The sequence below is a fragment of the Streptomyces sp. NPDC031445 genome, from assembly GCF_055581365.1.
Map to the genome: position 1 here is coordinate 856,930 of NZ_JBVIJO010000001.1, position 14,345 is coordinate 871,274.

The following is a 14,345-nucleotide window of genomic DNA, read 5'->3' on the forward strand; positions in this document are numbered from 1 at the left end:
GGCCGGACCGCAGCGGTTCAGACCGCACCGGCCAGGCCCCGGCGGATCGCGCGCTCCACCGGCGAGTACGCCCCGTCCGGCCGGTCCAGCTCGCAGGGCACGGCCGGGAGCAGCGGGGGCTGCGCCAGGAAGCGGGGCCGGGTGCCGTGGTGCGGCTGGGCCGCGTGCACCAGGAACGGGTGACAGAGGTAGACGTCACCGGGGCGGCCCGTGGCGTGGGCGAGGGGGCGGTGGGCCGAGGCCGCCGCCACCCGGGGGCCCAGTTCGAGGAAGGACGCCCCCGCCTCGCCGTACGGCCGGAGCACCGCGGGCACGTCCAGATGCGACCCCACCCGGATCCGGGTCGGGGCGTCGTCCTGCGTGACCTCGCTGAACAGGAACAGCATCAGCAGCGCGCGGTCCCGGGAGCGCAGGTTCGCGTGGTAGTGCTCCCGGCCCTCGGGGAGGTAGCTGCCCTCGATGTGCCACCCGGCGTCGTCCGGTTCCGCGGGGTGCGGGAAGCGCAGCGGGAAGGTGCCCAGCGAGTAGCGCGGCTCCCAGCGCCCGGCGCCCACCAGCGCGTCGAACGCGTCGTGCAGCACCGGGGAGTTGGCCGCCGCCGCGAACGGGCCCTGGGCCATGCCGCCCACCCACACCACCGGGTCCTTCCAGGTGGCGCGGTCCTGCGGGTCGTAGCCCGTCTCCCGCCACAGCAGCCGCGCGCAGTCCGCGGCGACCCGTGGCGGGACGGCTCCCCCGATCTTCACGAACCCGTCCTCGACGAAGCGCTCTATGAGGTTGTCGTCCATGGGCCCATGGTCGTCGGTGCCCTTGCCGGGACGCACCCGGTTTTTGCCGCACCGGCAACACCGCTGGCCTCCGTCCCGCGTGCCGTCGCACCCTGACCGCATCCGGAAGAGAGGCTGACCACCATGGCGCACGACCACCACCACGACACCGGGCACCGGCACGGCCACGGGCACCACGGCACGGACATCGACTGGAACGAGATGGGTCCCCTGCTGGAGGCGCAGGCGGAGCTGTTCGCCCCGGTGTACGAGCGGGCCATGGCGTGGCTCGCGCGGGAGGTGACCGAGCCGGGGCTGATCGTGGACGCGGGCAGCGGGCCCGGAGTGGTCTCCTGCCTGATCGCCGAGGCGTTCCCCGGGGCCCGGGTCGTCGCCGTCGACGCCACCGCGCCCCTGCTGGAGCGCGCCCGCGCCCGGGCCGTCCGGCGGGGCGTCGCCGACCGTTTCGGCACCCTCGCCGGTGAACTGCCCGGCGTGCTGGACAAATTGGAGTACCCGGCCGACCTGCTGTGGGCCGGCCGTAGTCTGCACCACCTCGGTGACCAGCGGGCGGCGCTCACCGCGTTCGCCGAGCGGCTCGCCCCCGGCGGCACCCTGGCGCTCCAGGAGGGCGGTCTGCCCTCCCGCTTCCTGCCCCGGGACATCGGCATCGGCCGCCCCGGACTCCAGGCGCGGCTGGACGCCCTGGAAGAGGAGTGGTTCGGCCGGATGCGCGCCGACCTGCCGGGCTCCGTCGCCGAGACCGAGGACTGGCCCGCCCTGCTGACCGCCGCCGGCCTCGGGCACGCCAAGACCCGCACCTTCCTGCTCGACCTGCCGGCCCCCGTCACCGACCGGGGCCGCGCCTACGTCGTCGCGCACCTGTCCCGGCTGCGCGAGGGCATCGGTGACGCGCTGGACGCCGAGGACCGCGCCACCCTGGACCGGCTGCTCGACCCGTCCGACCCGGCGAGCGTGCACGTACGGCCGGACGTGTTCGTCCTGGCCGCGCACACCGTGCACACGGCGGTCCGCCGGGGATAGGGCCGCACGGCGGGGCTTGACTTCGAGTGGTCTCCAGGTGATGGACTCCGGGCGTCTTCGGCACCACGGGACACACAACGCGGGGGGACCTCATGAACGACACTCCGGTCGCGCTCATCACGGGCGGGGGCAGCGGCATCGGCGCCGCCGTGGCGCGGCAGCTGCTGGACGCGGGGCACCGGGTCACCGTCACCGGGCGCGGAGAGCGGCGGCTGCGGGAGTTCGCCGGGAGCCTGGGGGACCCCGAGGGGCTGCTGACGGTCGCCGGTGACGCGTCCGCGTACGACGACGTGCGGCACGCGGTCGACCGCACGCTCAAGGCGTTCGGCCGGCTCGACACGGTCGCCGCCAACGCCGGCGTCGCCACCCACGACTCCGTGGCGGAGGGCGACCCGTCCGGCTGGACCGAGATGGTCCTCACCAACGTCCTCGGTCCCGCGCTCCTCGTCCGCGCCTCCGTCGACGCGCTGAAGGAGACCCGCGGCCGGATCGTCCTCGTCGGCAGCGTCGCCGGGTTCGTGAACACTCCGGGCAACCTCTACGGCGCCACCAAGTGGGCGGTGACCGGTCTCGCCGAGAACACCCGGCGCCAGGTCACGGAGTTCGGGATCGGTGTCACGCTGGTCGCCCCCGGCCGGGTGGAGACCCCCTTCTGGGACGGCTACGGCAGCCTGCCCCCGGGGCACCTCCTCACCGCCGGCCAGATCGCCGACTCGGTGGTGTGGGCGATCCGGCAGCCGGCCGGGGTCGACGTGAACACCGTCGTCGTCCGTCCGCTGGGCCAGCCCAACTGACGGACGCCGCGCCTCAGTTGCTGGCGATGAACTGCTTGGCCAGCTGGTCGCCGAGGGAGACCGCCGCGCTGTGGCTCTCGATGGGGGAGACCTTGGAGTTCTTGAACAGGATGTAGGTCACGCCCGAGTCGGCGCCGCCGGTGGCCGGGTCCGGGTCGATGCCGAGCGCCTTGGCGGTGGCGTACGACGCCTCGCCGATGATCTGCGTGGGACCGGTGTCGCCGACGACGGCGTACTCGACCTTGTTGTTGTAGATGACGGCGACCACACCGCCGCCCTTGATGCCGGCGTTCGAGTAGTTCCAGATGCTGCTGGTGCTGGGCACGACGACGTACGGCAGGGTCTCCGCCTTCAGCGGCGCGCCGTCGGACTGGTGGAAGGCGGTGTCGTCCTGGTACCAGGGGTCGCGGTTCTCGTTGCAGTTGGTGGTGCGCTGGCCGTCGCAGTCGATGTCCATGTCGGCCTTCCAGAACACCGCGCCGTTCTTGCCGCACACCGGGACCGTGGCCGACGTCTCCTCGTCCGTCCGGTACTTGCCGTTGGAGATCTGCGAACAGGACGTCACCTTGGCGAGCAGGTCGGCGGCGCTGACCGTGCCCTCCTGCGCGGACTTGGGGGAGGCGGCGGCGGAGGCGTGCGCGGGCAGCAGGCCGGCGGCGAGCAGGGCGGTGCCGGAGGCCACGGCGAGGCTGAGGGTACGGACACGCATGTGGGGGACCCTTCTGTTAGGAAAGTTTCCTTACCGGGTGCCGTACACGGTGGCCTGTTCGCCATGCTCCCGTCAACCCTGGTGTTGCGAACGGCCGAAATCTGTGCGTATTGCGGTGAGTTCCCCGGGAGGCGAGACTGGACGAGACGGATGTGTCCTGTTCTGTCCGGTCCTGTCGGAGGTCCCCTTCCCCCGGAGGTGAGGCTCATGTTCGTCCGTGCGGTGTACGCGACCGGTGATCCGGCACTGCTGGACGCGGCCATCCGGTCGGTGAACAGCGAGGGGCGGGACCTGCTGGAGGAACGCCCCGGGTACCGGGGCGCGGGCGTGTTCGCGGACCGGGAACTCGGCAAGCTCCTCACGGTGAGCTGGTGGGAGACCGAGGAGGCGCGGCGCAACAGCGACGAGGTGATGCGCGAGCGGCGCAAGGGGCTCCTGGAGCCCTTCGCCGGCACGCTGGCGGTCGCCGACTACGAGGCCGCCGTGCTCCACGAGGTCAGGCACCCGCGGCACGGCGGCGGACTGCGCCTCACCAGCATGGAGTTCGATCCGCGCGACGCCGATCTGGTCGTCGACACCTTCCGGGCCACGGTGGTGCCGAGGTCCGAGTCGCTGCCCGGACTCGCCGAGACGACCCTGCTGATCGACCGGGAACGGGGACGGGGCCTGACCGGCTCCCTGTTCGTCGACCGCGCCTCCCTGGCCGCCTCGCGCGCGGCCGTCGCCGGCCTGCGGCACGCGGCGGCGGCGAAGGCCCACGCGGACGTGGTCGGCCTGGAGGAGTTCGAGGTCGTGCACGCGGACGTGCGCTTCGGCTGAGCGGCGGGTCGTCGCCCGGTGCCGACGCCGGGCGCCGGGCGGCACACGGCCGTGCGCCCCGCCGCGGTGCGGGGCGCACGGCCTTGCCGGGTGGTTGCGGGGCGTCCGCTCGGGCCCGGGGTCAGGTCGCGTCGTAGACGGCCGGGTCGGGACCCAGGCGCCGGTCCTCGTTGAGCGCGCTGATCGCGGCGAGGTCCTCGTCGTCCAGGCTGAAGTCGAAGACCTCGATGTTCTCCTTGATCCGGGACGGCGTCACGGACTTCGGGATCACGATGTTGCCGAGCTGGATGTGCCAGCGCAGCACGACCTGGGCCGGGGTGCGGTTGTGCTTCCGCGCGATGGCGACGATCGCCGGCACCTCCAGCAGGCCCTGGCCCTGGCCGAGCGGCGACCACGCCTCGGTGGCGATGCCCTGCTCCGCGTGGAACTCGCGCGCCTCGTGCTGCTGAAGGTGCGGGTGCAGCTCGATCTGGTTCACGGCGGGGATGACCGAGGTCTCCTGGAGGAGCCGCCGCAGGTGCTCGGGAAGGAAGTTGGAGACGCCGATGGCGCGGACGCGGCCGTCGGCGTGCAGCTTCTCGAACGCCTTGTAGGTGTCGACGTACGTGCCCCGGGACGGCAGCGGCCAGTGGATCAGGTAGAGGTCGACGTAGTCGAGCCCGAGCTTCTCCAGCGACGTGTCGAACGCGCGCAGGGTGGAGTCGTGACCGTGGTCGCCGTTCCAGAGCTTGGTGGTGACGAAGATGTCCTCGCGGGGCACGCCGGAGGCGGCGATGGCCTTGCCGGTGCCCTCTTCGTTGCCGTAGATCGCAGCGGTGTCGATGCTGCGGTACCCGGCCTCCAGCGCCGTGGCGACGGCCCGCTCGGCCTCGTCGTCCGGCACCTGCCAGACGCCGAAGCCCAGCTGGGGCATCTCGACGCCGTTGTTGAGGATGATCGGGGGGACCTTGCTGCTCACGAGCCTCTTGATCCTTCGGTTGTCGACAAGGTGGTACCTCCATCCTCAACGATCACGGCCCGCTCCGCATTCCTCACCACGGAATGCGCTGCGCCTGACCGGGGAGTCAGGAGGGGGCGCCGTGCGGACGGGCGAGCCGCCCGGCACCACCCCTCAGCCGCGGTAGAGCGCCTCGACCTCGTTCGCGTACGCCTTCTCGATGGCCTTCCGCTTCAGCTTCAGCGACGGGGTCAGCAGGCCGTGCTCCTCGGTGAACGGCTGGGCCAGGATGCGGAAGGTGCGGATCGACTCGGCCTGGGAGACGAGGGTGTTGGCGGCGACCACCGCCCGCCGCACCTCCGTCTCCAGGTCCGGGTCGTGCACCAGCTCGGCCGGGGGCATCCGCGGCTTGCCGCGCATCTGGAGCCAGTGCTCGACGGCCTCCTGGTCGAGGGTGACCAGGGCCGCGATGTACGGGCGGTCGTTGCCGACGACGATGCACTGGTTGACCAGCGGGTGTTCGCGGACCCGCTCCTCCAGCACGCCCGGGGAGACGCTCTTGCCGCCGGAGGTCACCAGGATCTCCTTCTTGCGGCCGGTGATGGTCAGGTAGCCGTCCTCGTCCAGGGAGCCGAGGTCGCCGGTGGCGAGCCAGCCGTCGTGCAGGGTCTGGTCGGTGGCCTTCGGGTTGTTCAGGTACCCCTGGAACACGTTCGCGCCGCGCAGCCAGATCTCCCCGTCGTCGGCGATGTGCACGGTCATGCCCGGGATGGCCTGGCCCACGGTGCCGTAGCGGGTGCGCTCGGGCGGGTTGGCGGTCGCCGCGGCCGTGGACTCGGTCAGGCCGTACCCCTCGTAGATCTGCACGCCGGCGCCCGCGAAGAACAGCCCCAGCCGGCGGTCCATCGCCGAGCCGCCCGACATCGCGTTCCGGATCCGGCCGCCCATCGCGGCCCGGACCTTGGCGTACACCAGCTTGTCGAAGAGCTGGTGCTGCATCCGCAGCCCCGCCGACGGGCCGGGCCCGGTGCCCCACGCCTTCGCCTCGACCGCCTCCGCGTACCTGACGGCGATGTCGACGGCCTTCTCGAACGGCCCGGCCTTGCCCTCCTTCTCGGCCTTGCGGCGGGCCGCGTTGAACACCTTCTCGAAGATGTACGGCACCGCGAGGACGAACGTCGGCTGGAAGGCGGCCAGGTCCGGCAGGAGGGCGGCGGCGTGCAGCTGCGGCTGGTGCCCGAAGCGGACCCGGCCGCGGATCGCGGCGACCTCCACCATCCGGCCGAAGACGTGCGCCAGCGGCAGGAACAGCAGCGTCGACGCCTCGTCGCCCTTCTTCGAGTGGAACACCGGCTCCCAGCGCTGGATCACCGTGTCCGCCTCGAACATGAAGTTGCCGTGGGAGATCACACAGCCCTTGGGGCGGCCGGTGGTGCCGGAGGTGTAGATGACGGTGGCCACCGAGTCCGGGGTGACCGCCTCGCGGTGCCGGTGCACCACCTCGTCGTCCAGGTGCGCCCCGGTGTCGTACAGCTCCTGCACACAGCCCGCGTCCAGCTGCCACAGCCGGCGCAGCCGCGGCAGCCGGTCGATGACGGTGGCGATGGTCATCGCGTGGTCCTCGTGCTCCACGATGGCCGCCGCCACCTCGGCGTCGTAGAGCATCCAGAAGCACTGCTCGGCCGAGGACGTCGGGTAGACGGGCACCACCTGGGCGCCGATGGTCCACAGGGCGAAGTCGAACAGGGTCCACTCGTAGCGGGTGCGGGACATGATCGCGACCCGGTCCCCGAAGCGGATGCCGGACGCCAGCAGGCCCTTGGCGAGGGCCACGACCTCGTCGCGGAACTCGGCGGCGGTGACGTCCCGCCACTGCCCCGAGGCGTCCTTGCGGCCGAGCGCGATGTGCAGCGGGTCGGTCCGGGCATGGTCGAAGACGACGTCTGCCAGACCGCCCACCGGCGGCGGCGACGCCAACGGAGGGTTGGTGAACTCGCGCAACCTCGCTCCCCGTGTTCGCGCCTCAGTGACGTTGGTCCACGCACCGCACAGCGCGGTGAAAGCTACCCCACCCGGTCGGTGTGCGGGAGGGGTACGGAAACCGAGCAAACCTCACGTTCCGCCTGGACGACGGCCCTGAAATGCCCGCACATGGGGAAGGGCCGGACACAACTACTGACCAGTCAGTAAGTTTCGGTGCCGTAATCTCCACCGAATCTGTACGCGCCGGTTACGGGCCGCGCCGTGGGTCAGTCGCTCCTGCGGCGCAGTCGCTCGCCGCCCGCCAGGACCGCCGCCGCCAGGGCGTGCGCGGCGGCCTCGGCCGGGCCCCGGCGGTGGCCGTGGACGAGGACGAAGTCGACCTTGCCCAGTTCGGGCAGGCCGGCCCGGTCGGGCAGCCGGAACAGGCCCGGCGGGATCAGCCGCCGGGAGTGGGCCATCACCCCGAGACCGGCGCGGGCCGCCGCGATCAGCCCGCTGAGGCTGCCGCTCGTGCACACGATCCGCCACTCACGGCCCTGCCGCTCCAGCACCTCCAGCGCGCGGGCCCGGGTGATGCCCGGCGGCGGGTACACGATCAGGGGCACGGGCCGGTCGGGTTCCAGCCGCAGCCGCTCGGCGCCGATCCACACCAGGTCGTCCCGCCAGACCAGTTCCCCGCGCGGATCCCGGGGGAGCCGCTTGGCCAGCACCAGGTCGAGCTTCCCGGCGGCCAGCCGCTCGTGCAGGGTGCCGGACAGCTCGACCGTGAGCTCCAGGTCGACCTCCGGATGGTCGTAGCGGAACGCCTCCAAAATCTCCGGCAGCCGGGTCAGGACGAAGTCCTCCGAGGCGCCGAAGCGCAGCCGGCCGCGCACGCGCGTGCCGGTGAAGAACGCCGTCGCCTGCTCGTGCACCTCCAGGATGCGGCGGGCGAACCCCAGCATCGCCTCGCCGTCCTCGGTCAGCTCCACCGAGTGGGTGTCCCGGGAGAACAGCTGCCGGCCGGCCGCGTCCTCCAGCCGCCGCACGTGCTGGCTGACCGTGGACTGGCGCAGTCCCAGCCGCCGGGCGGCCTGCGTGAAGCTCAGCGTCTGGGCAACCGCCAGGAAGGTGCGCAGGTGGGTCGGTTCGTACACGACGCCGAGCCTAGCGGGGTCATCACCGAACGCGATGACAGTCAGAGCGGTATCCGGGATTCCCGATCAACGGCCCGAGGAGGACAATCGACGGGGGCCCCGCGGGCCCGCGACCGCACGTCACCCACAGCAATCGGAGCACCGTGAAACGCCTGCGCTGGCCGGCCTGGATGCCGATCGACCCGTACATCGTGCTGCTGCTCGGCACGGTCGGTCTCGCCGCGCTCCTGCCGGCCCGGGGCACCGCCGCCGACGTGACCTCCGGCGCCTCCACGGCCGCGATCGGGTTCCTCTTCTTCCTCTACGGCGCCCGGCTGTCCACCCGCGAGGCGCTGGACGGGCTCAAACACTGGCGGCTGCACGTCACCGTCCTGGCCTGCACCTTCGTCGTCTTCCCGGTGTTCGGGCTCGCCACGCGCGGACTGGTCCCGGTCCTGCTGACCCAGCCCCTCTACCAGGGTCTGCTGTTCCTGACGCTGGTGCCCTCCACCATCCAGTCGTCCATCGCGTTCACCTCGATCGCCCGGGGCAACGTGCCCGCCGCGATCTGCGCCGGCTCCTTCTCCTCCCTCGCCGGGATCGTCCTCACGCCGCTGCTCGCGGCGGGGCTGCTCGGCGGTGAGGCGGTCGGGTTCTCCGCCGACTCGGTGGTGAAGATCGTGCTCCAGCTGCTGGTGCCGTTCCTCGCCGGGCAACTGCTGCGGCGCTGGATCGGCGGGTTCGTCACCCGGCACAAGAAGGTCCTCGGGCTCGTCGACCGCGGTTCCATCCTGCTGGTCGTCTACACCGCGTTCAGCGAGGGCATGAACCAGGGCATCTGGCGCCAGGTCAGCCCCGTGCGGCTCGCCGGACTGCTCGGCGTCGAGGCCGTCCTGCTGGCCCTGATGCTGGTGCTGACCTGGTACGGCGCCAAGGCGCTCGGCTTCGGCCGGGAGGACCGGATCGCCATCCAGTTCGCCGGGTCGAAGAAGTCCCTCGCCTCCGGGCTGCCGATGGCGAGCGTCCTGTTCGGCAGCCACGCCTCGCTGGCCGTCCTGCCGCTGATGCTCTTCCACCAGATGCAGCTGATGGTGTGCGCGGTCATCGCCAAGCGGCGCGCCCGCGACCCGGAGGCCGCGGACGCGGCCGGCGCGTCAGCCGCGCACGCGGTCCAGGGGCAGCCACAGGACCGTGTCCTGCGGTGACCGCAGCACCTTCGGGTCGGCGAGTTCGGCGTCGGTGAGCGCCCGGTCCCAGACGCGCACCTCGTCCAGCGCGCCGGTGAGGAAGGCACGGCTGTCCATGCGCTGACCGAGGTGCACGCCGAAGGGGGAGTTGCGGCTGACGGAGCCCGGCACGTCGGCGGCGGAGGACAGCGCACCGTCGACGGACAGCGACAGCCGGCCCCCGCCACGGCGGAGCACGGCGTGGTGCCACCGGCCGTCGTTGTACGCGGTGTCCGTGCGCACGGCCGCGGTCTGCGGCGGGGCGGCCCCGTCCCGCACGGTGATCAGCCCCCGCACCCGGTGGTCCGCCGGCTCCCCGCGCAGCCACACCTGCGGCTGGCTGGTGCCGATCCCGCCCATCCACAGCAGCGGCTGCTCGCCGGCCGTCGCCGTGTACCGGAACCACAGCGACACCGTGAAGTCCTTCGTGCCCAGCGGGAGGCCGGTGCGGTACGGCACCCGTACGGCGTCGTCGGTGCCGTCGAACTCCAGCGCGCCCCCGGACACCCCGTCCGTCCCCGCCGGCCCGCCCAGCACCGCCGCCGGCCGGGCGTGCGGGGCGAGGTCGGCGGTGACCGGGTCGGGGCCGCGGCGCGGGGTCAGCCAGTCCTCGGTGAAGCGGGCGAAGCGGATCTCGTCGCGGGCGTCCACCGCGCCGCCCTCGTACAGCAGGCCGACCGTGCCGGAGCCGACGCGCACCAGGTCGGAGTAGCCGGACCAGTCCGTGGTGACCACCGTGCCGCGGTCGACGGCGTCCCAGGTCCGGCCGCCGTCGTAGGAGGAGCGGATCATCATGGTGCGCCGCCGGTCGGGATCGCCGGGGCAGGCGAGCAGGAGGCGGTCGCCCAGCCGCAGCAGCGATCCCTGCACCTGCGGGGCGTACAGATCCGGCAGGCCGCGGAAGGGCGCGCTGAAGCTGCTCCCGCCGTCGCGGCTGACGGCCTGGGTGCGGTGGCCGAGATCGGTGCCGTCCTGCTCCCGGCCGCTGACCAGGACCGAACCGTCGCCGCGCTCGGCGAGCGTGAGTTCGGAGGGCTTCTGCCGGAAGGTGCCGTCGGCGGCGACGGGCCAGGTGTCGGTGGCGCCGGTCCGCCAGTGGCCGCCGTGGTCGTCGCTGACGATCAGGGCCGCGTGGTTGGCGGTGACCCGGCTGCCGTCCCAGGTCTCGGTGTTCACCCCGAACAGCAGGCGCCCGGCGTAGCGGCCGCGGGTGAGCTGGATGCCGTGCACGGGACCGGTGGCGTACCAGGAGTTCCAGTCGGCGGGCAGGATCTCGGGGCTCAGGTCGCGCGGCGGCGACCAGGTCCGGCCGTCGTCGTCGCTGTACTGCAGGTGCGGGGTGCGGTCGCAGGGGACCGTGCAACTGGCGCTGTCGGTACGGCCCGTGTTGTACGTCTCCGCCAGCCAGACCCGGCCGGTGGCGCGGTCCACGACCGGGGCCGGGTTGCCGTGGGTGTCGCCGGCGCCCTCGTTGACCACCTGCAACGGACCCCAGGTGCGCCCGCCGTCGGCGGAACGCTTCAGCACGATGTCGATGTCGGCCGCGTCCCCGCAGTTGAGGACCCGGCCCTCGGCGAACGCCAGCAGGGTGCCGTCGGCCGTCCGGACGACCGCCGGGATGCGGAAGCACGCGTACCCGGGGTCCTGGGCGGCCTTGAACAGCACCTGCTGCTCGAACGCCGGGGAACCGCCCGCCGGCCGGGCGTGCGCCGGATGAGCCGGGAGGAACGGCAGGACCAGGCCGGCGGCGGTGACGAGTGCGGGTCCGAGACGGGCGCGAAGACCTGACAGCACGGACGACCTGCCCTTCCTCGGCCGGACATCTGGACATCCGGACATCCCACGTCCGACGTGCGTCCCCTGAACGGTAGTGGGCGGTGGCGCGGGTCACAAGAAGCGTGCGACGGTCAGGGACGCAGGACCACCTTGCCGAGGTTGGCCCGGCCCGTGACCGCCTCGTGCGCGGCCGTCGCGTCCTCCAGGGCGAACTCCCCGTGCACGGCGGGCTTGAGGGCGCCCTCGGCGAACAGCCGCCACAGCTCCTGCCGCCACCGCTCGTACAGCTCCGGCCGGCCGCGGGCGATCAGCGCCAGCTGGAAGCCGATCACCGACTTGGCCCCCACCAGCAGGTCGTACGCCTGGACGGTGCCCCCGCCGGAGCTGTAGGCGACCAGGCGGCCGTGCGGGGCGAGCGCGGCGAGGGCCGGGGTGAGCAGGTCGCCGCCGACGGCGTCCAGGACGCAGTCCACGGGATCGCCCCAGCTGCCGTCGCCGTACCGCACACAGCCGTCCGCGCCGAGCGAGCGCACGAAGTCCGCCTTGGTCCGGCCGGCCGCGGCCTGCGGGTTCCCCGGGCCGGACACGGCCCCCAGCACCCGCCCCGCGCCCAGCGCCCGCGCCAGCTGCACCGCGAGATGCCCCACGCCGCTCGCCGCCGCCGTGACGAGGACCGACTCTCCCGGCGCGAGGCGGGCCGCCTCCAGCGCCCCCCGAGCCACCAGACCGCTGCGCACCAGCGCCACCGCGGTCACGGCGTCGGCGCCGTCCGGCACCGGTGAGGCCATGCCCTCGTGCAGCAGGGCGTACTCGGCGTACCCGTGCCCGAAGCACAGCCCGGTCACCCGGTCGCCGGGGCGGAAGCGGGTCACGCCCGCGCCGGCCGCCACGACCTCGCCCGCGATCTCACCGCCCAGCGGCACCGGCTCGGCGGCCCCGGTCACCTTGCGGACCACCGGCAGCGTGACGCCGACGGCCGCGCAGCGCACCAGCAGCTCACCGGGGCCGGGTACGGGGACGGGCACCTCCTCGACGAACAGGGGGCCACCGGTGGACTCGTACCGGACGCGACGCATCGCAACCTCCAGAGGCCGGGAGCACCCGGCGCGGGAAATCGTCGGGAGAACCCATGAAATCGTTGGGGGGCCCAACGGTAGGGCACGGTTCATTGGGAAGTCCAACGATTCCTCGGCTAGGCTGCCGTCATGGCCGAAGCACCCCTGCCCGCGATCCGCTCCCTGCCCAGCTGGCTCCTCGGCCGGGCCGCCGCGCGGGGCCGTGCCCTGGTCGCCGAGGCGCTCGCGGCGGAAGGGCTGAAGATGTGGCACCACGTCGTCCTCTCCGCCGTCCGCGACCTCGCGCCGGTCGCCCAGGCGGACCTCGGCCGCGGGGTGCGCCTCGACCCGAAGGACGTGGTCGGCATCCTGAACGACCTCCAGTCCGCCGGTCTGGTCGAGCGCGCCCCCGACCCCCGCGACCGGCGCAAGAACGCCGTGTCCCTCACCGAGGAGGGCGCCCGTCTCCTCGTGCGCTGCGAGAAGGCCGCCCGCGAGGCCAACGACGAACTGCTCGCCCCGCTGTCGGCCGCCGAACGCGATCAGTTCATGGGCCTGTTGATCCGGATTTCCGGCACGGACGGCTGACGACGGTTAACGTTCCGTCATGACCGCAGCTCCCGTACTGGATCCGCAGCACACCGCCCTCCTCCTCGTCGACCTGATGGACCGCGTCGTCGCGCTGCCCCTGGAACCCCGCGACGGCACCGAGGCGCTCGCCGCCGCGCAGGAGCTGGCGACCGCCTTCCGCCGCGCCGGTGCCCTCGTCGTCCTCGTGCGGGTCGAGCGACCCGCGGTCGCCGAACAGCCGCCCGGCAGCGGGCTGGTGGCCGGCCTGCGCCGGGACGGCGACCTGGAGGTCGTCAAGCGGACCCTCGGCGCCTTCCAGGGCACCGGCCTGGACGAGCGGCTGCGCGCACGCGGCGTCACCACCCTGGTGCTCGGCGGCATCGCCACCAACCTGGGTGTCGAGTCCACCGCCCGCGCCGCCGCCGACCTCGGCTACGACCTGGTCTTCGCCGAGGACACCATGGCGGCGTTCACCGCGGCCGAACACGAGGCGTCGGTACGCCTCGACTTCCCGAGGCTGGGCACGGTGACGAGGTCGACGGACATCGGCTTCGCCTGAGACAGCCCGCACAAGGGGCGAGGGCCCACCAAGTCCGCCTGTCCCCACGCGTCGGCCGCGAAGCCAGGCGCAGGGGGCGCGCCGGTCTCGACACCGGCTGAGGCGCCACCCGAGGCGAACGCAGCAGACGTCACGCGCCAGGTCGGCCCTGGGCGGCCGTCTCCCGCAGGGCGATCCGGTCCTGGCCGGCGTACACGTTCATCGAGCTGCCCCTGAGGAAGCCCACCAGGGTCAGCCCCGTCTCCGCGGCCAGGTCCACCGCCAGCGACGACGGCGCCGACACGGCCGCGAGCACCGGGATGCCCGCCATCACGGCCTTCTGCGCCAGTTCGAAGGAGGCCCGGCCGGAGACCATGAGGATCGTCCGGGACAGCGGCAGGGCGTCGTTCTGCAGGGCCCGGCCGACCAGCTTGTCGACCGCGTTGTGCCGGCCCACGTCCTCCCGGGTGTCCAGCAGTTCCCCGTCCTCGCCGAACAGGGCCGCCGCGTGCAGGCCCCCGGTCCGGTCGAACACCCGCTGGGCCGCCCGCAGCCGGTCGGGCAGGCTCGCCAGCAGTTCGGGGGTGACCCGGAGCGGGGGAGTGTCGGCGATGGGCCAGCGGGCGGTCGTGCGGACGGCGTCCAGGCTGGCCTTGCCGCACAGTCCGCACGAGGAGGAGGTGTAGACGTTGCGTTCCAGCGTGAAGTCGGGGAGCGTCACGCCGGGCGCGGTCTTCACGTCGACCACGTTGTACGTGTTCGAGCCGTCCGCGGTCGCCCCGGCGCAGTAGACGATGTTCTGCAGGTCGGACGCCGTGGCGAGGACTCCTTCGCTGACCAGGAAGCCCGCCGCCAGCGGGAAGTCGTCGCCGGGGGTGCGCATGGTGATCGCGAGCGGCTTGCCGTTGAGCCGGATCTCCAGGGGTTCCTCGGCGACGAGTGTGTCCGGCCGGGTGGAGACCGCCCCGTCGCGGATGCGGAGGACCTTGCGTCGTTCCGTGACTCGTCCCAT

14 protein-coding genes are annotated in these 14,345 nt (G+C 73.0%); 6 read left to right on the top strand and 8 right to left on the bottom strand.

Annotated features, from left to right (window positions below; translation table 11 throughout):
* Positions 1 to 17: 17 nt before the first annotated feature.
* Positions 18 to 788 carry a phytanoyl-CoA dioxygenase family protein gene (locus ACZ5DC_RS03565; RefSeq protein WP_468648952.1) on the bottom strand — a complete coding sequence of 257 codons (771 nt, stop codon included), beginning with the start codon at positions 786 to 788 and terminating at the stop codon, positions 18 to 20.
* 123 nt (positions 789 to 911) lie between these two features.
* Here ACZ5DC_RS03565 and ACZ5DC_RS03570 point away from each other — a divergent pair, with 123 nt between their 5' ends.
* The gene (locus ACZ5DC_RS03570; protein WP_468648954.1) at positions 912 to 1,811 is read left to right on the top strand and encodes a class I SAM-dependent methyltransferase; all 900 of its coding nucleotides are present in this window, start codon (positions 912 to 914) and stop codon (positions 1,809 to 1,811) included.
* Positions 1,812 to 1,903: 92 nt separating this feature from the next.
* On the top strand, positions 1,904 to 2,605 hold the full coding sequence (locus ACZ5DC_RS03575) for an SDR family oxidoreductase (RefSeq protein ID WP_468648956.1): 702 nt from the start codon (positions 1,904 to 1,906) through the stop codon (positions 2,603 to 2,605).
* Between the two features lie 13 nt (positions 2,606 to 2,618).
* Here the strand turns inward: ACZ5DC_RS03575 and ACZ5DC_RS03580 are convergent, their stop codons facing one another.
* On the bottom strand, positions 2,619 to 3,314 hold the full coding sequence (locus ACZ5DC_RS03580) for a glycoside hydrolase family 75 protein (protein ID WP_468648958.1): 696 nt from the start codon (positions 3,312 to 3,314) through the stop codon (positions 2,619 to 2,621).
* Positions 3,315 to 3,521: 207 nt separating this feature from the next.
* Between ACZ5DC_RS03580 and ACZ5DC_RS03585 the strand changes: the two genes are divergently transcribed.
* A complete protein-coding gene (locus ACZ5DC_RS03585) occupies positions 3,522 to 4,133 on the top strand; it encodes a hypothetical protein (RefSeq protein WP_468648960.1) in 612 nt (203 codons plus the stop codon).
* 121 nt (positions 4,134 to 4,254) lie between these two features.
* On the opposite strand, the gene ACZ5DC_RS03590 is transcribed toward ACZ5DC_RS03585, so the two are convergent.
* The 3 genes from ACZ5DC_RS03590 to ACZ5DC_RS03600 all read right to left on the bottom strand — a co-directional run bounded on the left by ACZ5DC_RS03590 (position 4,255) and on the right by ACZ5DC_RS03600 (position 8,189).
* Entirely contained in the window at positions 4,255 to 5,091 is an 837-nt protein-coding gene (locus ACZ5DC_RS03590; RefSeq protein ID WP_468648962.1) for an aldo/keto reductase, read from the bottom strand.
* A gap of 153 nt (positions 5,092 to 5,244) precedes the next feature.
* Entirely contained in the window at positions 5,245 to 7,071 is a 1,827-nt protein-coding gene (locus ACZ5DC_RS03595) for an AMP-dependent synthetase/ligase (RefSeq protein WP_468648964.1), read from the bottom strand.
* A gap of 248 nt (positions 7,072 to 7,319) precedes the next feature.
* A complete protein-coding gene (locus ACZ5DC_RS03600; RefSeq protein WP_468648966.1) occupies positions 7,320 to 8,189 on the bottom strand; it encodes a LysR substrate-binding domain-containing protein in 870 nt (289 codons plus the stop codon).
* Positions 8,190 to 8,332: 143 nt separating this feature from the next.
* Here ACZ5DC_RS03600 and ACZ5DC_RS03605 point away from each other — a divergent pair, with 143 nt between their 5' ends.
* Positions 8,333 to 9,373 (top strand): bile acid:sodium symporter family protein, encoded by a 1,041-nt coding sequence (locus tag ACZ5DC_RS03605; RefSeq protein WP_468648968.1) that lies wholly within the window; start codon positions 8,333 to 8,335, stop codon positions 9,371 to 9,373.
* Here ACZ5DC_RS03605 and ACZ5DC_RS03610 read toward each other — a convergent pair.
* Positions 9,323 to 11,188, bottom strand: a complete 1,866-nt coding sequence (locus tag ACZ5DC_RS03610; protein WP_468648970.1) for an exo-alpha-sialidase — start codon at positions 11,186 to 11,188, stop codon at positions 9,323 to 9,325. The genes ACZ5DC_RS03605 and ACZ5DC_RS03610 overlap by 51 nt on opposite strands.
* A 113-nt stretch (positions 11,189 to 11,301) precedes the next feature.
* On the bottom strand, positions 11,302 to 12,246 hold the full coding sequence (locus tag ACZ5DC_RS03615; RefSeq protein WP_468648972.1) for a quinone oxidoreductase family protein: 945 nt from the start codon (positions 12,244 to 12,246) through the stop codon (positions 11,302 to 11,304).
* Positions 12,247 to 12,375: 129 nt separating this feature from the next.
* Between ACZ5DC_RS03615 and ACZ5DC_RS03620 the strand changes: the two genes are divergently transcribed.
* Complete coding sequence (locus ACZ5DC_RS03620) at positions 12,376 to 12,813, top strand: MarR family winged helix-turn-helix transcriptional regulator (protein ID WP_189886858.1); 438 nt, start codon at positions 12,376 to 12,378, stop codon at positions 12,811 to 12,813.
* Between the two features lie 19 nt (positions 12,814 to 12,832).
* Complete coding sequence (locus ACZ5DC_RS03625; RefSeq protein WP_468648975.1) at positions 12,833 to 13,354, top strand: isochorismatase family protein; 522 nt, start codon at positions 12,833 to 12,835, stop codon at positions 13,352 to 13,354.
* A gap of 130 nt (positions 13,355 to 13,484) precedes the next feature.
* On the opposite strand, the gene fdhD is transcribed toward ACZ5DC_RS03625, so the two are convergent.
* Positions 13,485 to 14,345: a formate dehydrogenase accessory sulfurtransferase FdhD gene (fdhD, locus tag ACZ5DC_RS03630; protein WP_468648977.1), complete on the bottom strand. Its 861-nt coding sequence runs from the start codon at positions 14,343 to 14,345 to the stop codon at positions 13,485 to 13,487.